Raw genomic sequence first — 19,735 nt, 5'->3', positions numbered from 1 at the left:
GTTGCCGGGGCCGGACGCTCAGCGCAGCTCCGCCGGGGGCGTCCGGTCGCCGTCGACCCGTTCCGTGCGCTCCAGCTCGCCCCAGACGATGTAGCGGTAGTCCGAGGTGTACATGGGCGTGCAGGTGGTCAGCGTGATGTACCGGCCCGGCGCGGACCTGCCGGACTCCTTCGGGACGGGCTGGAGGACGTCCACGTTGTACTTCGTGGTCTCGGGCAGGGTCTTGTAGACCTTGTAGACGTACCAGGTGTCCTTGGACTCGAAGACGATCGCGTCCCCGGTCCTCACCTTGTGGATGTTGTGGAACTTCGCCCCGTGCCCGTCCCGGTGCGCGGCCAGCGTGAAGTTGCCCCGCTCCTCCTGCGGGAGCGCGGACTTGATCGGGTCGGTGTAGTAGCCGGCCACGCCGTTGTTGAGGACGTCGGGATCGGTGCCCCGCTTCACCAGGACCTCGCCGCCGCCCATCGCCGGCACGTGCAGGAAGCCGATGCCGTCGCGGGTGTCGAGCGCGCCCGGGGCGTCGTCGGCCCAGTGGTCGCGGACCTGGGCACCGTCCTGGTCGGCGGCGCGGTCGGCGAGGACGTTGGTCCACCACAGCGAGTAGACGACGAAGAGACCGAGCACCAGGCCGGCTGTGATGAGGAGTTCGCCGAGGACACTGATGATCCCGGCGATCCGGTTGCGCGCTCGTGCCACTAGGTCGTCCCGTCGTCCCGTCCGGAGGTGTGGGGTCTCAGCCTACGAGCGCTTCGGGCTTTCCCTTGCTGCGCGGACGCTCCTCCAGGAGCCTGCCCCACACGATCATGCGGTACGTGCTGGTGAACTCGGGCGTGCAGGTGGTCAGCGTGATGTACCGGCCGGGCTCGGTGAAGCCCGAACCCTTCGGGACGGGTTGGATCACGGACACATTGGAGGGCGGGGTCTGCGGCAGGATGCTCGCCATCTCGTACGTGTAGTACGCGTTCCGGGTCTCGACGACGATCGGGTCGCCGGGCTTCAGCCGGTTGATGTACCGGAAGGGCTCGCCGTGCGTGTTGCGGTGGCCGGCCACCGCGAAGTTGCCCTGCTCGTCGGAGGGCATGGCCGTCTTGAGGCCGCCCTCGGCGTAGTGGCCGACCATGCCCTTGTCGAGGACCTTGGTCTTGTCGATGCCCTCGGCGATGGGGACGACGACGTCCAGTTTGGGGATGTACATGATGGCGAAGCCCTCGCCCGGCTCGAAGGCGCCCGGCTGGTCCTCGCCCCCGCCCTTGGCCCAGGTGTCCTCGATCCGCTCCTTGGCCTGGTTCGTCTCCTGGCCGGCCAGGACGTTCGTCCACCAGAGCTGGTAGGTGACGAAGAGCAGCATGACGACGCCGAGGGTGATGAAGAGCTCGCCGACGATCCGGCTGGCGACGACGCCGACGCTCTCCTTGGCCTCGCGGGCGGCCCGTCGGGCCTCGACCCGGGAGAGGGGCGCGGCCGGCTTCGCGGCGGCGGGCGGGGTGGCGGGGCGGCGGCCCTTCCCCCGGCCGCCCTTGGCGGCACGGCGCCGCTCGGCCCGCCCGGGCCCGGGAGGCTGCCCGTCCGCCGCCCCCGAGGGCTTCGAGGGCCCTTCGACGACCGGCAGGACCGCCGTCTCGTCCGGCGGGGCCGCCGGCCCCTCCTCGGCGCCGTACGGCCCGTAGAGGGGCTCGTAGGGGCCCTCGGAGGAGGTGTCCCCCCGGGCGGAGGCCCGCTCCTGCGGGTACGACCGGGGCTGCGCGTAGGAATTGTCCGGTACGTACGGATCGGCGGCGGGCGCGTAGGGGTCGGCGGGCGCATACGCGTACGGGTCGGCTTGCCCATGCGCACCGGGCCGCCCGTGCGGCTCCGCCTCCGGCGCGTACCCGCCCTCCGGTACGTAACCGCCCCCCGGCACGTATCCGCCCTCCGGTACGTACCCGTCCCCCGCCGCGTACCCGCCCTCCGGTACGCGTCCGTCCCCCGGTTTCGGCTCCTGCCCCGGCTCGTGCCTCGCCCGGAACCACGGCGAGCCCGTCGTCACGCGACGGCCTTGCCCACCACCGGCGCGAGCCCCGCCGACCGGTCGACCGCTCCCTTGTCGCCGCACTCCTCCAGCCAGTTGGCGAGCATCCGGTGACCGTGCTCGGTGAGCACGGACTCGGGATGGAACTGCACGCCCTCGACCGGGAGTTCGCGGTGCCTGAGGCCCATGATGATGCCGTCCTCGGTCCGCGCGGTGACTTCGAGCTCGGCGGGCAGGGCGGAGGGCTCGGCGGCCAGCGAGTGGTAGCGGGTCGCCGTGAACGGCGAGGGCAGACCGGCGAAGACGCCCCGGCCCCCGTGCGTGACGGGCGAGGTCTTGCCGTGCAGCAGCTCGGGCGCCCGGTCGACGACGCCGCCGTACGCCACGGCCATCGACTGCATGCCGAGGCAGACGCCGAAGACGGGCACGCCGGTCTCCGCGCAGTGCCGGACCATGTCGACGCAGACCCCGGCCTGCTCGGGCGCGCCGGGCCCGGGCGACAGGAGGACGCCGTCGAAGCCGTCCTGGGCGTGGCTCAGCTCGACCTCGTCGTTGCGGAGGACTTCGCACTCGGCGCCGAGCTGGTAGAGGTACTGAACGAGGTTGAAGACGAAGCTGTCGTAGTTGTCGACGACGAGAATTCGCGCGCTCACTGGCCGTCCACCGTCACATCGTTGAACGGAAGCAGCGGCTCCGCCCAGGGGAACACGTACTGGAAGAGGACGTAGACGACCGCGAGGGCCAGCACGATCGAGATCAGCGCCCGCACCCACGCGTTGCCCGGCAGATGCCGCCAGATCCAGCCGTACATGACGTCGACCGCCCCTTCCGTTCGTTACGGGCACCAGAGTACGGGGCGCGGGGGTCGGGAGGGGTTGACTGTCCAAAGCCTGTGGACAACGCGCCGCGGCCGGGAATCGTCGTCCACAGCCCGTGGACGGGCCCACGGGCGGGATCCGGTCAGCCCACCGGCTTCGCGTAGTGGAGGTCCACCGTGCCCGAGTAGCCGGGGAGGGTCACCGACCGGTGCTCGTCGACCTTCCAGCCGAGCCCGTACGCCTTGACGTAGAGCTGGTAGTTCCGGATCGCCGGGGAGTCGGCCAGCGCCCTGCTCAGCCGCCCCCGGTCACCCACGGCGGTGATCTTGTACGGCGGCGAGTAGACGCGGCCCTGGAGGATCAGGGTGTTGCCGACGCAGCGCACGGCGCTGGTGGAGATGAGCCGCTGGTCCATGACCCGGATGCCCTCGGCGCCGCCCTGCCAGAGGGCGTTGACGACGGCCTGGAGGTCCTGCTGGTGGATGACCAGGTCGTTGGCCTGCGGCTCGGGGTAGCCGGGGGCGGACCGGGCGTTCGGCGGGGCGTCGTCGAGGGTGACGGTGAGGCCGGAGCCGGAGACCTCGGTGGTGCCGGCCGCCGCTTCGAGCGCTTCGAGCTTCTCGTCCTCCGCGCGCGTGGAGCCGTCGTCGCGGGCGGCGAGGGAGTCCACCTTGGAGCGGAGGGCGGCGGCGGTCTCGTCGAGTCCGGCGTTCTTGTGGCTGCGCTCCTCGATCAGGTCGGAGAGCCTGAGGAGGGAGGCGTCCGTGCGGAGGTTGGTGCCCTTGGCCGTGTTGAAGCTCGTGACGAAGATCAGTCCGGCGAGGGCGAAAACGGCAAGGGTGAGCAGCCGGACGGGGCGCCACCTCGCGGTGCGGCCCGGCCCTTCGGGAGTGTCGGCGGAATTGCTCAACGTACCCTGATCCCCTTCGGTGCCGCGGAACCACTACGCTAACGGACGCCTGGGGGACGCAGACGTCCTCCTTCGTCACATCCCGGCGCCAGCCACAGTTCCCTGCGCGGTCACGCAGCGCATCGACAGGAGAGTCCCTCGTGCCGAAGTCACGTATCCGCAAGAAGGCCGACTTCACGCCTCCGCCCGCCAAGCAGGCCACCAACATCAAGCTGACCAACCGCAGCTGGGTGGCGCCGGTGATGCTGGCGCTGTTCGCCATCGGACTGGTCTGGATCGTGGTCTTCTACGTCACCGACGGCACGATGCCGATCGAGTCGATCCGGAACTGGAACATCGTGGTGGGCTTCGGCTTCATCGCGGCCGGTTTCGGCGTCTCCACGCAGTGGAAGTAGCGACGGCCCGGTCGTCCACGGTGGCGACCTAGCGCCCGTGCCGGGTGCCCGTCAAGCTCTCCCCTGAGTTTATCCACAGCGTTGTGCACAGCACTGGATAACTTACGAAGATCTGTGGATAACTCACGCCGGGGTTGACGCCGGTATGACCGCGATCACCCTCGGCACGATGCGTCGCGCCCCTCACCTCCCTGGGAAATCCCCAGGTCAGAGGTGAGGGGCGCGTTCTTTCTCCACGGAGCGGGAGGAGTTCGCCACACACTGTGGATAACTCTGGGGAAAGCTCACACAGAAGCTCATCCACAGCCCTGTGCGCTCAGGCGAGCGCGGCCGATCGGAAGAGCACGATCCCCAGGTCGAGCAGGAGAACCAGTCCACAGGCTGTGTACTGCACCAGGTTCCGGCGGGCCCGGGGCGCGTGCAGCAGCGCGTACGTCACCAGGGCGCCGCCGACCAGACCGCCGATGTGGGCCTCCCAGGAGATCCCCGGACGGGTGAAGGTCAGTAGCAGGGACAGCGCGACGAAGAGGACGACCGGCCGCATGTCGTGCCGCCGGCGGCGGGCGAGGACGACCCAGGCGCCGATCAGCCCGAAGACGATCCCGGAGGCACCGAGCGAGAACTGGTTCTGCGGGGAGAGCAGATAGGCGAGCGCCGAACCGGAGAGCCCGGAGAGCAGGACCAGGGCCGTGTACCGGATCCGGCCCAGTTCGGGTTCGACGATCCCGCCGATCACCCAGAGCCCCAGCATGTTGAAGAGGAAGTGCGGGATCTCCTGGTGCAGGAAGGCCGAGGTCAGCAGCCGGTACCACTCGCCGTCCGCGACCCCGATCAGCTCGCCGGTCGGGAGGAAGGCGTACCCGATGAGCCCCAGGTCGTCGACGAGCCGGTCGCCCACCGCCTGGACGGCGATGAAGAGCGCCAGGTTGATCGCGATGACGATCTTGGTGACGAAACGTTCGTCCGTGGCCACCCGGCCGCCCGCGAGCGTCCGGGGCCGGTTGGCGTCGGGGGCGTGCCCGGTGCCCGAACCGCCGCGTACGCAGTCGGGGCACTGGAAGCCGACGGAGGCGGAGACCATGCACTGCGGACAGATGGGCCTGTCGCAGCGGACGCAGCGGATGCCGGTCTCGGTCTCCGGGTGGCGGTAACAGCGCGGCAGACCGGGCTGCGCGTCCATGGGAGGTCCCGTCCCTTCCGGCTCAGCGCTTCTCGATCACCACGGACTCGACGACCACGTCCCGGAGCGGACGCTCGGTGTGCGGATCGGTCCCGGCCTCCGCGATCGCGTCCACGACCTTCCGGCTCTCCTTGTCCACGACCTCGCCGAAGATCGTGTGCTTGCGGTTCAGCCAGGTCGCGGGGGCGACGGTGACGAAGAACTGCGAGCCGTTGGTCCCCGGGCCGGCGTTGGCCATGGCGAGCAGGTAGGGGCGGTCGAAGAAGAGCTCCGGGTGGAACTCGTCGGCGAACTCGTAGCCGGGACCGCCCGTGCCGTTCCCCAGGGGGTCGCCGCCCTGGATCATGAAGCCCTTGATGACGCGGTGGAAGACCGTCCCGTCGTAGAGGGGGTCCTCGGAGACCGCGCCGGTGGCGGGGTGCGTCCACGCGCGCTCGCCCGACGCGAGTTCGACGAAGTTGCGCACCGTCTTCGGCGCGTGGAACGGCATCAGCCGCACCTCGATGTCGCCCAGACTCGTCTTGAGGATCGCGTACAGCTGCTCGGCCACGGTCGCCTTCCGTCCACATCGGGGCGCGTCATGTCACGCCTGACTCTGCAGTGAACGATCCTCGCATGCCCCGGATGCCCGCCCCACATGCCGGACCTGGCTCCGACGGGCATGATTCCGAAGAGGATGGAAAGGCGAAAACCTGACATCGCCACCGAGGAGGAGGAATCCCGTGACCCGCATGGACAGCGTGCGCGCCGCCACAGGTTCGGCGAAGGAGAGCGTTCTGCACGCCGCGGAAGTGGTGGCGCCGTACGCGGAAACGGCCCGGGACCAGGCCACACAGTATGCGAACGAGGCGCGGGAGCTGATCGCGCCGAAGCTTTCGAAGGCCGCTCAGCAGGCCCGGACGCAGGCTCGTACGCAGTACGACGCGTACGTCGCACCGCGGGTACCGCCGCGGGTCGACGCGGCCGCACACCGTGCGGCGGTCAAGACCCGCCGGGCCGCCCGTCAGGCAGCCGACTACACCGCTCCGCGCGTCGAGAGCGCGGTCGCCGCGACCGGTCCCGTCCTGGAGGAGGCCGGTGCGCGTTCCACGGCCGCCTGGGCCGCGCTGCGCGGTCAGGTGACGCCGAAGGAGATTCGGAAGATCGTGAGGAAGCACGAGCGCCGGGCCAGGGCCGGGCGCCTCGCCAAGGGACTCGTCGTCCTCGGCGTGGTGGCCGGCGGCGTGTTCGCCGCCTGGAAGTGGTGGGACAAGCAGTCGAACCCCGACTGGCTGGTCGAGCCGCCCGCCGCCACCGAGGTGGACGAGGAGGTCACCGTGCTGACGTCCGTCGACGGCAGTGGGGCCACCCTCGATCCGGAGGTGGAGGCCAAGGAGGCCGAGGCCGAGGCGGAGGCCGCCGAACTGGACGCCACGGAGGCCGCCGAGCGCCGCGACGAGGGCCGCTGACCGGACGGGGGCTTCGTACGGGGTCCTGCCGGGCTCTGCCGCGCGGTTCCGGAGCCTGCCGGGTGCGGTTGGGTAGCGCCGGAGTCTGCCGGGTGCGGTTGGGTAGTGCCGGGTTCCACCCGGCCCTGCCATGCGGTGCCTGACCCTGTCGGGGCCTGGCGGGTGCTGCCGGATCCTGTCGGGTCCGGCCGTACGGTGCCGGGTGCCGCCAGGTGGTCCAGGTGCTTCGGACGTTTTGGATAACGCCGGTTCCTACTACTTGGTGCCGAATGGGCACTGCGTGGTGCCGAATGAGCACCAGTGGGGTGCGGGGAGTGCACGTCGTGGTCTCCCCGCGCCCTACGCCGCCGTGGCGAGCGCCAGCTCCGTCAGCGCGACCGGGTCGCTCTCGACGGCGGCGGGCACGGCCGAGCGCTGGCGCGCGGTGGGGGAGGAACCGTGGGCCTCGGCGGCGATGCGCTGCTTGATGGTGGGCGGCAGGGAGCGGTCCCCCGCGAGCAGCGGCCACCGGTGTGCCCGCTGTGCCGGTACGGAGGCGGACGCGCGCTCCCCCGCGGCGGAGGCGGTCGTGGCGGCGGCGGGAGCCACCGGCTCCTCGGGCTGCTGCACGGCGGGCTGCTGGGCCGCGGCGGCGGTGCCCGCCAGGCCGACGGAGGCGAGCAGGGCGAAGAGGACGGAGATGAAGGCGGCCCAGAACTGCTTGACCTTGGCGGTGGCCATGGCCCCTCGCTTTCGTGGTGTTCTCGGATGGTTCATTTCGAGTTGCGCGCTTTACATACCTTCCTCATGATGTGGCTGCGCCCCGGAATGGCACGGAGCGACGCCGCTCGTGCGCAGTTCTTCGGATGAACACCACTCGTACGGATCAGCGGGCGGTGTCCGCCCACCGCACGGCGGGGCCGGTCGCCGCACCCGCGACCAGGAAGACACCGCCCAGGAGCAGCCACCCGGGCGCGCCCCAGCCGATGAGCAGGGTCGTGACGAGCAGGGGTCCGAGGGTGCGGGCGACGGGGACCCCGGAGCCGTAGAAGCCCTGGTACTGGCCGATCCGGTCGGCGGGGGCCAGCGCGAAGCCGATCTGCCACGAGCCCGCGGAGTGCCGCATCTCGGCGAGGACCTGGAGCACGGCCCCGAGGACGAGCACCGCCACCGCGACCCCCGCCCCGGCGCCACGGCCGGCCTCCGACGTCCCCGAGAACGCGAAGACCGCGCACGCGGCGCACATGACCGCCCCCGACCACCGCACCGCACGCGCGGCCGTGGCGAGGTCCGTCACGGACCGGGCGGCACGGACCTGGAAGAGCGTCACCACGGCGGTGTTGAGGACGAAGAGCGCCGACACGGTCCAGCCGGGAGCCGCCGTCCGCTCCACGATCCACAGCGGCAGGGCGAGGCTGAGGAGCGGCATCCGCAGCAGCATCAGGGCGTTGAGGAGGGCGAGCAGCGCGTACGGCCGGTCCCGCAGCACCGCGAGCCCCGGCCCGCCGCCCGAGGACCCCGGGGCGGGCGCCACCGCGGGCAGCCGGCCCAGGACGAGCGCGCAGACCAGGAAGGCGGCGGCGTCCAGGGCGAACACGGCGAGGTACGCGCTCCGCGTCCCCGCGTGCAGCGCGAGCCCGCCGAGCGCGGCCCCCACGGCGAGCCCGCCGTTGAGGACGGCCTGGAGCCGGGCGAGCGCCCGCGTCCGCGCGGCCGGCCCGACGAGCCCGGCGAGCAGGGCCTGCCGGGCCGCGGCGAGCCCGCTCTGCGCCGTGGCGTACGCGACGGCCGCGCAGAGGAACGGCACGAAGGAGCGCAGGACGAGGAAGGACGCGACGGACGCGGCGGTGGCCAGGGCGAGCAGTACGGCGGTCCCGCGCGGCCCCCGCCGGTCGGCCAGGTGCCCCAGCGGCACCCCGGCGACCGACCCCACGGCCCAGGCGACCGCGAGCCCGGCCCCGATCTGCGGCGCGGAGAGCCCGACGATCCGCGTGAAGTAGAGCGCCGAGGAGACGTAGAAGGCCCCGTCCCCGACCGCGTTGACGAACTGCGCGACCACCAGCGCACGGGGCACCCGCCCGCCGGCCTCCCCACGCGCCTCCCCGCCGACTTCCCCGTCGGCCTCCCCGCGCGCGTGCCCGCCGGCCTCCCCACGCGCGTGCCCACGGATTTCGAGCGCGTACGGCTCGGGCTCGTCCGTCCGTCCCCCCGCGTTCCCTCTGTTCGCCATGGACACGACGCTAGAACCGAGTGGCCCACCGCTCCTGGTCCATTCGCGCCTCCGGAGCCTGGGCCACTTGGGCCCCTGCTCACCCAGCGCCACGCCCCCGGACCCCGGTCCCGGCCGCCGCCCCCGTACCGGAGGAGACGCGAAAGACCCCCCTGGCCCGCGCTTCCGCAGGTCAGGGGGGTCAGTCCGGAGTGGAGCCTAGGGGAGTCGAACCCCTGACATCTGCCATGCAAAGACAGCGCTCTACCAACTGAGCTAAGGCCCCGGAACGAGGACAGCGTACCGGGTCACCCCCCATGTCCGGCAAAAGGATTGGGACTCCCGGTCCGCGACCACGCTCCGTAAGATGCTGCCCGAGGTTCGCAGTGGCGAACCGCAGGGATGGGGAGAAGTGATGGACGCAGCGCAGCAGGAAGCCACGGCCAGAGCCAGAGAGCTTCAGCGCAGTTGGTACGGGGAGCCGTTGGGGGCGCTCTTCCGTCGGCTGATCGACGATCTCGGGCTCAACCAGGCCAGGCTCGCGGCCGTGCTCGGGCTCTCCGCGCCCATGCTGTCCCAGCTGATGAGCGGCCAGCGGGCGAAGATCGGCAACCCGGCCGTCGTCCAGCGCGTCCAGGCGCTCCAGGAGCTCGCCGTGCAGGTCGCCGACGGCAGCGTCAGCGCCGCCGAGGCCACCGACCGCATGGAGGAGGTCAAGAAGTCGCAGGGCGGCTCCGTCCTCACCGGCTCGGGCCAGACCGGAGCCGGAGCCGGCGCCGGCTCCGGCGCCCCGACCGTGCGCCGGGTGGTCCGCGAGATCCAGTCCCTGCTGCGCTCCGTCGCGGCCGCGGGCGACATCATCGACGCCGCCGACTCGCTCGCCCCGGCCCACCCGGAACTGGCAGAGTTCCTCAGGGTGTACGGCGCCGGGCGGACCGCGGAGGCGGTCGCCCACTACGAGTCGCACCAGAACTGAGGGGCCCGGCGGCCGGCCGGACCCGCGGAGAGACGACGCAACGGGGAGCGGGCGCAGCGCGATGGGTGAGGTCTTCGCCGGACGGTACGAGCTGATCGACCCGATCGGACGGGGCGGGGCGGGCGCGGTGTGGCGGGCCTGGGACCACCGGCGCCGCCGCTACGTGGCGGCCAAGGTGCTCCTGCAGAGCGACGCCCACACCCTGCTCCGCTTCGTCCGCGAGCAGGCGCTGCGGATCGACCACCCGCACGTCCTCGCCCCGGCCAGCTGGGCCGCCGACGACGACAAGGTCCTGTTCACCATGGACCTGGTGGCCGGCGGCTCGCTCGCCCACGTCATCGGGGACTACGGCCCGCTGCCGCCCCGCTTCGTCTGCGTCCTCCTCGACCAGCTGCTCTCGGGCCTGGCCACGGTGCACGCCGAGGGGGTCGTCCACCGGGACATCAAGCCGGCCAACATCCTCCTCGACGTCACCGGGACCGGACGGCCGCACCTGCGCCTCTCCGACTTCGGCATCTCCATGCGCAAGGGCGAGCCCCGGCTCACGGAGACCGACTACGTCGTGGGGACGCCCGGCTACTTCGCGCCCGAACAGCTCCTCGGCGCCGAACCGGACTTCACCGCCGACCTGTTCGCCGTCGGCCTGGTCGCGCTCTACCTGCTCCAGGGCCGCAAGCCGGACTCCCAGGCCCTGGTCGAGCACTTCCTCGCGTACGGCACCCCGAGCGCCCCCGAGGGCATCCCGGAGCCCCTGTGGCAGGTGCTCGCGGGACTGCTCCAGCCCGACCCGCAGGCCCGCTTCCGGACGGCCACGGGGGCGCGCAAGGCGCTGAGCGCCGCCGTCGAGATGCTGCCCGAGCCGGCCGCCGACGAGGAGCCGGTCGAGATCTTCGACCAACTCGGCCCCCTGCCCCCGGGCTTCGGCCCCGAAGGCCCCACGAGCACCACCGGCACCAAGAGCCCCACAAACCCTACGAGCGCCACAAACCCCACGATCCCCACGAGCGCCAAGAACCCCACCAGCCCCCCGCATCCCGCGACCTCCCCGGCCCACCACCCGGCACAGGACGGCCAGGGCGACCAGGCCCCCGCTGCGGCCCCCGCCGCGACCGCCGCCCCGGGCCCGCCCACGGCCACCGACCCCGGGCACCCCCTCCCCGCGCCCGTACCGGCCCGGGAACAGCCCGCCGGCCCCCCGCATCCCGTACCACCACAGCAGCAGCCCCCACACCCTGCCGCTCCGGCCACCACCCCGGCCGCCCCGGTCACAACCCCCGCCGCCCCGGCCACTCCGCCCCACCCCTCCGAGACCGGCAGCTTCCACCTGCCCCCGCCGGCCGCGTACCCGGGCCCCGCCTTCAACCAGGGGATCACCCCGGCGGGGCCGTACGGGCAGGCCCCCACGAACCCGTACACCGCCCACCCCGTCCAGGCCCCCGGCCCCTACGGGTACCCGCAACCGGTGACGGCCCCCGTGCCCGCCCCCGTACGCCGTCCGGGACCGCCCCCGAAGGTCGCGGTCCCGGTGCTCCTGCTCGCGCTCGTCTGCCTCGCGGTCGGCTTCTGGGCCCTCACTCAGGTCTGAGGCGTCACGCCGTCCGCCTCCGCGCCACCAGCGTCCACGCGCCGAGGCCGAGCAGCAGCACCGTCCCGGTGCCGATCCCGGCCGTGGCGACCAGCCGCATGGAGTCGCTGCGCTCCGCCTCCTCGGCCGACCTCTTGTCGTCGGGGGTCACGGCGAACGGGCCGGGGCCCCCGTCGTACCCGGGACCGGCCTTCGCCGCGTTCAGCACGTTCACCCGCAACGTCAGCGGCACCGGCCCGTCGCCGTACTCCTCGGCGATCTCCGGGTTGAGCGTGGCGGACAGGTAGTACCAGCCGGCGAACCGCATCCCGCTCGTGGCCTCGGTGTACGAGGTGCGGTTCTCGTGCGCCACCGGCCGCTGCGGGCCGAGCGCCAGCGTCGCCTGCTTCCCGCTGTAGCCGACGGTCTCGGCGTCGACGTGGCCGAGCGCCGGGTTCTCGAGGGAGAGCACCAGCGCGTTGGAGACGTAGTCGTCGCCCTCGACGCTGCTGCCCAGCTCGGCGGTGGCGAAGAGCTGCTGCCCCCAGTCGAGGGGGACCCGGTAGAAGAGGGTCTGCCCCGGCCGGATGTCGGACCGCCACTCGCCCTGCGTGAGCGAGGCCGCGTCGTAGACCCCCGAGCCGCCCTGCCGGGGCTTCGGTTCGCCCGTCAGGGGCGCGGGCGTGGCGGACGGCCAGGCCTCCGGAAGCTCGGTCGGCCCCGCCTTCTTCAGGAGCGGCTCGGCCAGGTGCCGGATCTCGACGTCCCAGTCGGACTGGTCGGAGCCCGTCTTCGTGGTGCGCTCGACGAGCACGTAGTAGTTGCCCGGCTGCCGGCAGCTGGAGCTGTCCGGGTTGACCGTGCGGCGGGCGTAGGCGGCGAGGGGGCGGGTGTACCGGGCCGAGGAGAAGCCCGCCTGCTGGTAGCCGCACTCCGTGCCGGAGTTGTCCTGGATGCTGACCTTGAAGCCGTCGCCGTACTCGACCTTGCCGCCCGGCTTGGGGACGGCGACCACGGAGACGTACGTGTTCCGCTTTCCGTCGAGGACGATCCGGTAGTAGACCTTGCCGTTCTTCCGGAGCGTGTCGCGGTAGGTCCGCCCGGTCTTCAGCTCCTGCGCGTCGGAGCTGGAGGCGGCGCCCCGGACCCGCTGGGCGGTGGAGTCGAAGGTGTACGGCGGGAGCGCCTCCCCGCCGGCGGCCCGGACCTGGGTCCGGGGCTGAGCCTGTGCCTGGGCGGGCGTCCCCGCCACCGTTCCCACCGCCGCGGCGGCCGCGATCAGGGCCCCCGCCCTCCTGCCGATGCCGGCCCGCTTCTTCACGCGCTCCCCCTCATCGCTTCCTCTTCGCTTGAGCAAGCAACATATTCGCCCGGGCAAACCGCCGACAGGGCCCGGTGGGACCGGGACGGCCCCGGAACAGAGCGAAGCCCCGGCCCGCACAAGTGCGGCCGGGGCTTCACCCACAGACGGTCTTCGTCTCAGACACCCGAACCTGCGGGCACGGAGTCGGTCGCCTCCGTCCACAGATCCTGCTCGGCGCGATCCGCCTGGATCTGGCGGTACACGAGGAGCCCGCCGATGGCGGCCAGTGCGACCAGGAGAAGCTTCTTCACCGCGCGACCTCGTCTTTCGTTGACGTAGGAGACTTCTGACGCCCACTCTACACATCGACCGATACCGATCGGTGACCTGTGCGAGTTTCAAACCCACGACGTCCCCGATTCACTCCGGGGCAAAGAGAATCGGCCCGGACGGTTGAACCGTCCGGGCCGATCTAAAATGTGGGGCTAACAGGATTTGAACCTGTGGCCTCATCCTTATCAGGGATGCGCTCTAACCAACTGAGCTATAGCCCCGCCGCGCTTTGCGGTGTGTGTCCCGCGCGCTGACTCCTGAAGATTAGCGCACGTGGGGGCCAGTCCCAAAATCCGTTCCCGGGAGTGGCCCCGCGCGTCCCGCTCGGCCGCTACTCGTCCTCGGCCAGCGTCAGCTCGACGCCGCCCACGAAGCCGGCCGACAGGTTGTAGATGAACGCGCCGAGCGTCGCCAGGGCGGTCATCAGGACCACGTCGATCACGGCGATCACCGAGGTGAACATCAGCACCCGCGGCAGCGACAGGAACGACTGCAGGTCGAAGCCGTTGGACTCGTTCGAGCCCGTGGCCTCGCTGATCGTCCCGCCGACCGTCGAGAAGACGCCCATGGCGTCCATGACCATCCACAGCACGGCCGCGGCCACGACCGTGCAGATGCCGAGCGCGATGGAGAGCAGGAAGCTCACCTTCATCACCGACCACGGATCGGCCTTCGCCACCCGCAGCCGGGCCTTGCGCGTCCGGGGCGTCGTGCGGGCGCCCGTCCGGGGCCGGCGCACGGCCCCGGACTTGCTGCCGCCCGCCGTGCCGCCCGTCGTCGGGGCGCCGTAGGCCTGCGGCGGGTGGTACGGCCCGCCGGCCTGCCCACCGGGCCGCTCGCCGGGCAGCGGCCCGTTGTAGCTGTCGTACGAGGGCTGCTGCCCCCGAGTGTCCGTCACCGCAACCCCCTGGGAGTCCGTGGCGGAACCACGGGCGCCGCTCGCGCCGGCACCTGCAGAAGAAGCTCCGGCGGCCGCCGATCCGGCGCCCGTGGCTCCACTCACGCTCTTACTCCTCGTGCTCCCCGGCCGAGGACTCCGTGCCCTCGGCTGTCCCGCCCTCGACCACCTCGGTCTCGGACACCTCGACGACGCCCTCGGCCTCGTCGGCGTCGTCGACCTCGTCGTCGCCGCCGGCCTCGGCGTTCCGCGCGATGCCGACGACGGCGTCGCGCTTGCCCAGGTTGATCAGCTGGACGCCCATGGTGTCACGGCCGGTCTCCCTGACTTCGTTGACTCGCGTACGAATCACACCGCCGGACAGCGTGATGGCGAGGATCTCGTCCGTCTCCTCGACCACCAGCGCGCCCACGAGCGAGCCGCGGTCCTCCACGATCTTGGCGGCCTTGATGCCGAGGCCGCCACGGCCCTGGACGCGGTATTCGTCGACGGGGGTGCGCTTCGCGTACCCGCCGTCGGTCGCGGTGAAGACGAACGTACCCGTCCGGACGACATTCATCGAGAGCAGTTCGTCGTCCTCGCGGAAACTCATGCCCTTGACACCCGAAGTGGCGCGTCCCATCGGACGCAGCGCGTCGTCCGTGGCGGTGAAGCGGATCGACTGCGCCTTCTTGCTGATGAGCAGCAGGTCGTCCTCGGCGGAGACCAGCTCGGCGCCGATCAGCTCGTCGTCCTCGCCGTTGTCGAGCTCGCGCAGGTTGATCGCGATGACACCGCCGGAGCGGGGCGAGTCGTAGTCCTTCAGCGCGGTCTTCTTCACCAGGCCGGCCTTGGTGGCGAGCACCAGGTACGGCGCGACGCCGTAGTCGCGGACCGCCAGGATCTGGGCGATCTGCTCGTCCGGCTGGAAGGCGAGGAGGTTGGCCACGTGCTGGCCGCGGGCGTCCCGGCCGGCGTCCGGCAGCTCGTACGCCTTGGCCCGGTAGACCCGGCCCTTGTTGGTGAAGAAGAGCAGCCAGTGGTGGGTGGTGGAGACGAAGAAGTGGTCGACGATGTCGTCCTGCTTCAGCTTCGTGCCCCGCACGCCCTTGCCGCCGCGCTTCTGCGAGCGGTAGTCCTCGGTCTTCGTCCGCTTCACGTAGCCACCGCGCGTGATGGTGACGACGATGTCCTCCTCGGCGATCAGGTCCTCGATGGACATGTCGCCGTCGAAGGGCACGAGCTTGGAGCGGCGGTCGTCGCCGAAGCGCTCGACGAGCGCGGCCAGCTCCTCGCTGACGATCGTCCGCTGCTTCTCGGGCGAGGCCAGGATCGCGTTGTACTCGTTGATCTTCGCCTGGAGCTCGTCGTGCTCGGCGACGATCTTCTGGCGCTCCAGGGCGGCGAGCCGGCGGAGCTGCATCTCCAGGATCGCGTTGGCCTGGATCTCGTCGATGCTCAGCAGGTCCATCAGGCCGCCGCGGGCGACCTCGACCGTGTCGCTGCGCCGGATCAGCGCGATGACCTCGTCGATCGCGTCCAGGGCCTTGAGCAGGCCGCGCAGGATGTGGGCGCGCTCCTCGGCCTTGCGCAGCCGGAAGCGGGTCCGGCGGACGATGACCTCGATCTGGTGCGTCACCCAGTGGCGGATGAACGCGTCCAGGGAGAGGGTGCGCGGCACGCCGTCGACGAGCGCCAGCATGTTGGCGCCGAAGTTCGTCTGGAGGTCGGTGTGCTTGTACAGGTTGTTCAGGACGACCTTGGCGACGGCGTCGCGCTTGAGCACGATGACCAGGCGCTGGCCGGTCCGGGACGAGGTCTCGTCGCGGACGTCGGCGATGCCGCCGATCTTGCCGTCCTTCACCAGGTCGGCGATCTTCTGCGCGAGGTTGTCCGGGTTGGTCTGGTACGGCAGCTCGGTGACCACCAGGCACTGGCGGTTCTGGATCTCCTCGACCTCGACGACCGCGCGCATCGTGATGGAGCCGCGACCGGTGCGGTACGCCTCCTCGATGCCCTTGCGGCCGACGACGAGCGCGCCGGTGGGGAAGTCCGGTCCCTTGATCCGCTCGACGAGCGCGTCGAGCAGCTCCTCGTGGCCGGCCTCGGGGTTGGCCAGGTACCACTGGGCGCCCTCGGCGACCTCGCGCAGGTTGTGCGGCGGGATGTTGGTCGCCATGCCGACGGCGATGCCGGCCGAGCCGTTGACGAGCAGGTTCGGGAACCGGGCCGGCAGGACCGTCGGCTCCTGGTTGCGGCCGTCGTAGTTGTCCTGGAAGTCGACGGTCTCCTCGTCGATGTCCCGGACCATCTCCATCGACAGCGGCGCCATCTTGCACTCGGTGTAGCGCATGGCGGCGGCCGGGTCGTTGCCCGGGGAGCCGAAGTTGCCGTTGGAGTCGACGAGCGGCAGCCGCATCGACCAGGGCTGGGCGAGGCGGACGAGCGCGTCGTAGATCGAGGTGTCGCCGTGCGGGTGGTACGTGCCCATGACGTCACCGACGACGCGGGCGCACTTGTAGAAGCCCTTCTCCGGCCGGTAGCCGCCGTCGTACATCGCGTAGAGCACGCGCCGGTGGACGGGCTTGAGGCCGTCCCGTACGTCGGGCAGCGCGCGGGACACGATGACGGACATCGCGTAGTCGAGGTACGAGCGCTGCATCTCGGTCTCGAGCCCGACGGGCTCGATCCGCAGCACGGGCTCCTGCTCTTCGGTGGTGCCGGAGGTGTTTTCGTCGGCCATTGCTGGTCGTCAGTCCTTTCGTACGGTCAGCGGGGACCGACTCAGATGTCGAGGAAGCGGACGTCCTTGGCGTTCCGCTGGATGAACGAGCGGCGTGCCTCGACGTCCTCGCCCATCAGCACCGAGAACAGGTCGTCGGCCTGGGCCGCGTCGTCCAGGGTCACCTGGCCGAGCACGCGGTGGTCGACGTCCATGGTGGTGACGCGCAGCTCCTCGGCGTTCATCTCGCCGAGACCCTTGAAGCGCTGGATCGAGTCCTCGCGGATCCGCTTGCCGTTCTGCTTGCCGAGCTCGACGAGCGCGTCCCGCTCCCGGTCCGAGTAGGCGTACTCGAAGTCGTCCCGGCCCCACTTGATCTTGTAGAGCGGCGGGCGGGAGAGGTAGACGTGGCCGGCCTCGACCAGCGGGCGCATGAAGCGGAAGAGGAAGGTCAGCAGCAGGGTGTTGATGTGCTGGCCGTCGACGTCGGCGTCCGCCATCAGGATGATCTTGTGATAGCGGAGCTTCTCGATGTCGAAGTCCTCGTGGACGCCGGTGCCGAAGGCGGAGATCAGCGCCTGGACCTCGGTGTTCTGCAGGATCTTGTCGATGCGGGCCTTCTCGACGTTCAGGATCTTGCCGCGGATCGGCAGGATGGCCTGGTACATCGGGTTGCGGCCGGACTTGGCCGAGCCGCCGGCGGAGTCGCCCTCGACGATGAAGATCTCGCACTTGGACGGGTCGTTCGACTGGCAGTCGGAGAGCTTGCCCGGCAGGGACGCCGACTCCAGGAGGCCCTTGCGGCGGGTCAGGTCGCGCGCCTTGCGGGCGGCCACGCGCGCGGTGGCGGCCTGGATGCCCTTGCGGATGATGTCCGCGGCCTCGTTCGGGTTGCGGTCGAACCAGTCCGTCAGGTGCTCGTGGACGACCTTCTGCACGAAGGTCTTCGCCTCGGTGTTGCCGAGCTTGGTCTTCGTCTGACCCTCGAACTGCGGCTCGCCGAGCTTGACCGAGATGATCGCGGTCAGACCCTCGCGGATGTCGTCGCCCGTGAGGTTGTCGTCCTTCTCGCGGAGCAGCTTCTTGTCGCGCGCGTACTTGTTGACCAGCGTGGTCAGCGCGGCGCGGAAGCCCTCCTCGTGCGTACCGCCCTCGTGGGTGTGGATCGTGTTCGCGAAGGAGTACACGCCCTCGCTGTACGAGGAGTTCCACTGCATCGCGATCTCGACCGAGAGCATGCGCTCCTTGTCCTCGGCCTCGATGTCGATGACGGTGGGGTTGATCAGCTCGCCCTTGCGCGAGTTGAGGTACTTCACGAAGTCGACGATGCCGCCCTCGTAGTGGTACGTCACCGTGCGGGCGGCCGGCTCGGCGGCGGCCTCGGCGTCCGGGTCGTCGGCGCCGACCGTGGCCTTCGCGGACTCGCGCTCGTCGGTGAGCGTGATGGTGAGGCCCTTGTTGAGGAAGGCCATCTCCTGGAAGCGGCGCGAGAGCGTCTCGAAGGAGTACTCGGTGGTCTCGAAGATGTCCGGGTCGGACCAGAAGGTCACCGACGTGCCGGTCTCGTCGGTCGCCTCATGCTGGGCGAGCGGGGCCGTCGGGACGCCCATCTTGTAGTCCTGCGTCCAGCGGTGGCCGTCCGTCCTGATCTCGACGGAGACCTTGGTGGACAGGGCGTTCACGACGGAGACGCCGACGCCGTGCAGACCGCCGGAGACGGCGTAGCCGCCGCCGCCGAACTTGCCGCCCGCGTGCAGCACGGTCAGGACGACCTCGACGGCCGGCTTGCCCTCGGAGGCGACGATGCCCACGGGGATGCCTCGGCCGTTGTCGACGACGCGGACGCCGCCGTCGGGCAGGATCGTCACGTCGATGGTGTCGGCGTGGCCGGCCAGGGCTTCGTCGACCGAGTTGTCGACGACCTCCTGCACCATGTGGTGCAGACCGCGCTCACCGGTCGAGCCGATGTACATGCCAGGGCGCTTGCGCACGGCATCCAGGCCTTCGAGGACCTGAATGTTGCTGGCGGTGTACTGGTTGTTCTCGTTGGGGTTGCCGGAATCGGCCACGAAGCGCCCTTTCTGGCACAGCACAGGCCGTTCTCCGGGCATACGGGAGCGGCTGCGTCGTTCGACATGTTCCGCAGGGTGGCGGGATTGTCTCCAGTCTACCGGTAGCTCTGACACTCATGGGGGTTTGCCGGTACCTGAGTCCGCATGTGCCGCCCTGAGCGGGAGCGAGACGACTCCCCATATCCGGACAGGGGCTCCAGGGCCCCCTGACGGCCACCTAGCGCTTCGGGCCGTAGCGCGGCGTGGGCGCGGGGTGACCGACGTTGTCAAGGAGCGCTCCCCCTTGTACCCGCACCACGAGAACGAGGCCCCGAAGGGCCCCGCGCGCAGAGGGAGCACCGGCCCCCGAGAACCCGGGCAGCCCGGCGCCTAGCCGTACGTGTCGCCGGGCCCCGTCGACCCCGGCGCCCGCAGCGGCCCGTACCCCCGCCGCGGCGCCCCCGGCCCCAGGACCTTGATCAGCCGCACCGTCCCGTGCCCCAGGTCCTCGTTGAGCCGCGCGACGAGCGTCGGCGCGAGGAGCCGCAGCTGCGTGGCCCAGGCGGTCGAGTCGCACTGCACGGTCAGCACCCGCGCGTCCGGCTCGTCGTCGAACCGCACCGGCACGCAGTGCTTCGCCAGATCCTCGCCGACGATCTGCGGCCAGCGGCCCATGACCCCGCCGACCGCCGCCGGCGTCTCCCAGCCCCGCTCGGTGATCAGCCGGTTGATCGCGGCGCCGAGCGCCATCGGGTCGCGCCCGTCGGCACGCGCGCCGGAGCGCAGCCCGCCGCCGCGCCGGGCCTGCTTCTTCTGCTGCGCGGCCGCGCCCCGCGCCCTCGCCTGCTCCTTGGCGGCGCGCAGCGCGACCCGGGCGAGGTCGACGCCCGAGGGCTCGGGCACCGCGGTCCCGGGGGCCGCGGCACCGTCCACAGGCTGGGGAAGGTCTTCCTCGCTCATGC

Annotated in this window: 19 protein-coding genes and 2 tRNA genes; 4 read left to right on the top strand and 17 right to left on the bottom strand. The window is 71.2% G+C overall.

All coding sequences use genetic code 11. The features are described from left to right. Positions 1-18: 18 nt before the first annotated feature. The 5 genes from ACWGSR_RS03750 to ACWGSR_RS03730 all read right to left on the bottom strand — a co-directional run bounded on the left by ACWGSR_RS03750 (position 19) and on the right by ACWGSR_RS03730 (position 3,736). On the bottom strand, positions 19-696 hold the full coding sequence (locus ACWGSR_RS03750) for a class E sortase (RefSeq protein ID WP_376231662.1): 678 nt from the start codon (positions 694-696) through the stop codon (positions 19-21). 37 nt (positions 697-733) lie between these two features. Next, the gene (locus ACWGSR_RS03745) at positions 734-2,026 is read right to left on the bottom strand and encodes a class E sortase (protein ID WP_453563292.1); all 1,293 of its coding nucleotides are present in this window, start codon (positions 2,024-2,026) and stop codon (positions 734-736) included. Beyond that, positions 2,023-2,661 carry an aminodeoxychorismate/anthranilate synthase component II gene (locus tag ACWGSR_RS03740; RefSeq protein WP_366373230.1) on the bottom strand — a complete coding sequence of 213 codons (639 nt, stop codon included), beginning with the start codon at positions 2,659-2,661 and terminating at the stop codon, positions 2,023-2,025. The genes ACWGSR_RS03745 and ACWGSR_RS03740 overlap by 4 nt, the downstream gene beginning before the upstream one ends. Further along, positions 2,658-2,819: a hypothetical protein gene (locus tag ACWGSR_RS03735; protein ID WP_148003371.1), complete on the bottom strand. Its 162-nt coding sequence runs from the start codon at positions 2,817-2,819 to the stop codon at positions 2,658-2,660. Before ACWGSR_RS03735 ends, ACWGSR_RS03740 begins: the two co-directional genes overlap by 4 nt. Positions 2,820-2,968: 149 nt before the next feature. Beyond that, positions 2,969-3,736 carry a DUF881 domain-containing protein gene (locus ACWGSR_RS03730; protein WP_453563291.1) on the bottom strand — a complete coding sequence of 256 codons (768 nt, stop codon included), beginning with the start codon at positions 3,734-3,736 and terminating at the stop codon, positions 2,969-2,971. Positions 3,737-3,876: 140 nt separating this feature from the next. Between ACWGSR_RS03730 and crgA the strand changes: the two genes are divergently transcribed. After that, a complete protein-coding gene (crgA, locus tag ACWGSR_RS03725; protein ID WP_062753782.1) occupies positions 3,877-4,131 on the top strand; it encodes a cell division protein CrgA in 255 nt (84 codons plus the stop codon). Between the two features lie 316 nt (positions 4,132-4,447). Here the strand turns inward: crgA and ACWGSR_RS03720 are convergent, their stop codons facing one another. After that, on the bottom strand, positions 4,448-5,311 hold the full coding sequence (locus ACWGSR_RS03720) for a rhomboid family intramembrane serine protease (protein WP_453563289.1): 864 nt from the start codon (positions 5,309-5,311) through the stop codon (positions 4,448-4,450). A 22-nt stretch (positions 5,312-5,333) separates the two neighbouring features. Further along, the gene (locus ACWGSR_RS03715; protein ID WP_376231652.1) at positions 5,334-5,861 is read right to left on the bottom strand and encodes a peptidylprolyl isomerase; all 528 of its coding nucleotides are present in this window, start codon (positions 5,859-5,861) and stop codon (positions 5,334-5,336) included. A 172-nt stretch (positions 5,862-6,033) separates the two neighbouring features. Here ACWGSR_RS03715 and ACWGSR_RS03710 point away from each other — a divergent pair, with 172 nt between their 5' ends. Beyond that, positions 6,034-6,759 carry a DUF5324 family protein gene (locus tag ACWGSR_RS03710; protein WP_376231650.1) on the top strand — a complete coding sequence of 242 codons (726 nt, stop codon included), beginning with the start codon at positions 6,034-6,036 and terminating at the stop codon, positions 6,757-6,759. A 339-nt stretch (positions 6,760-7,098) separates the two neighbouring features. Here the strand turns inward: ACWGSR_RS03710 and ACWGSR_RS03705 are convergent, their stop codons facing one another. From ACWGSR_RS03705 to ACWGSR_RS03695, 3 genes are all read right to left on the bottom strand, one after another. Then, positions 7,099-7,479: a DUF6344 domain-containing protein gene (locus ACWGSR_RS03705; protein ID WP_376231648.1), complete on the bottom strand. Its 381-nt coding sequence runs from the start codon at positions 7,477-7,479 to the stop codon at positions 7,099-7,101. 145 nt (positions 7,480-7,624) lie between these two features. Next, complete coding sequence (locus ACWGSR_RS03700; protein ID WP_453563287.1) at positions 7,625-8,968, bottom strand: MFS transporter; 1,344 nt, start codon at positions 8,966-8,968, stop codon at positions 7,625-7,627. 192 nt (positions 8,969-9,160) lie between these two features. Beyond that, positions 9,161-9,233 (bottom strand) — tRNA-Ala (locus ACWGSR_RS03695). A 129-nt stretch (positions 9,234-9,362) separates the two neighbouring features. Here ACWGSR_RS03695 and ACWGSR_RS03690 point away from each other — a divergent pair. After that, positions 9,363-9,923 (top strand): helix-turn-helix domain-containing protein, encoded by a 561-nt coding sequence (locus ACWGSR_RS03690; protein ID WP_376231643.1) that lies wholly within the window; start codon positions 9,363-9,365, stop codon positions 9,921-9,923. Positions 9,924-9,984: 61 nt separating this feature from the next. Further along, positions 9,985-11,508: a protein kinase domain-containing protein gene (locus tag ACWGSR_RS03685; protein ID WP_453563286.1), complete on the top strand. Its 1,524-nt coding sequence runs from the start codon at positions 9,985-9,987 to the stop codon at positions 11,506-11,508. Positions 11,509-11,512: 4 nt separating this feature from the next. Here the strand turns inward: ACWGSR_RS03685 and ACWGSR_RS03680 are convergent, their stop codons facing one another. The 7 genes from ACWGSR_RS03680 to ACWGSR_RS03650 all read right to left on the bottom strand — a co-directional run bounded on the left by ACWGSR_RS03680 (position 11,513) and on the right by ACWGSR_RS03650 (position 19,733). Further along, the gene (locus ACWGSR_RS03680) at positions 11,513-12,808 is read right to left on the bottom strand and encodes a hypothetical protein (protein WP_453563285.1); all 1,296 of its coding nucleotides are present in this window, start codon (positions 12,806-12,808) and stop codon (positions 11,513-11,515) included. Between the two features lie 158 nt (positions 12,809-12,966). Next, on the bottom strand, positions 12,967-13,101 hold the full coding sequence (locus ACWGSR_RS03675; RefSeq protein ID WP_003958712.1) for a DLW-39 family protein: 135 nt from the start codon (positions 13,099-13,101) through the stop codon (positions 12,967-12,969). Between the two features lie 169 nt (positions 13,102-13,270). Further along, positions 13,271-13,344, bottom strand: a tRNA-Ile gene (locus ACWGSR_RS03670). Positions 13,345-13,454: 110 nt separating this feature from the next. After that, complete coding sequence (locus tag ACWGSR_RS03665) at positions 13,455-14,021, bottom strand: DUF3566 domain-containing protein (protein ID WP_453563283.1); 567 nt, start codon at positions 14,019-14,021, stop codon at positions 13,455-13,457. 109 nt (positions 14,022-14,130) lie between these two features. Continuing rightward, a complete protein-coding gene (gene gyrA / locus ACWGSR_RS03660) occupies positions 14,131-16,743 on the bottom strand; it encodes a DNA gyrase subunit A (RefSeq protein ID WP_376231633.1) in 2,613 nt (870 codons plus the stop codon). A gap of 41 nt (positions 16,744-16,784) precedes the next feature. Then, positions 16,785-18,815 (bottom strand): DNA topoisomerase (ATP-hydrolyzing) subunit B, encoded by a 2,031-nt coding sequence (gyrB, locus tag ACWGSR_RS03655; RefSeq protein WP_366373217.1) that lies wholly within the window; start codon positions 18,813-18,815, stop codon positions 16,785-16,787. A gap of 348 nt (positions 18,816-19,163) precedes the next feature. Further along, entirely contained in the window at positions 19,164-19,733 is a 570-nt protein-coding gene (locus ACWGSR_RS03650; RefSeq protein WP_376231630.1) for a DUF721 domain-containing protein, read from the bottom strand. Positions 19,734-19,735 lie beyond the last annotated feature (2 nt).

The organism is Streptomyces sp. NPDC055632 (genome assembly GCF_053618675.1).
The sequence above is the reverse complement of the archived record's forward strand: the minus strand, read 5'-3'. Positions and strand labels throughout refer to the sequence as shown.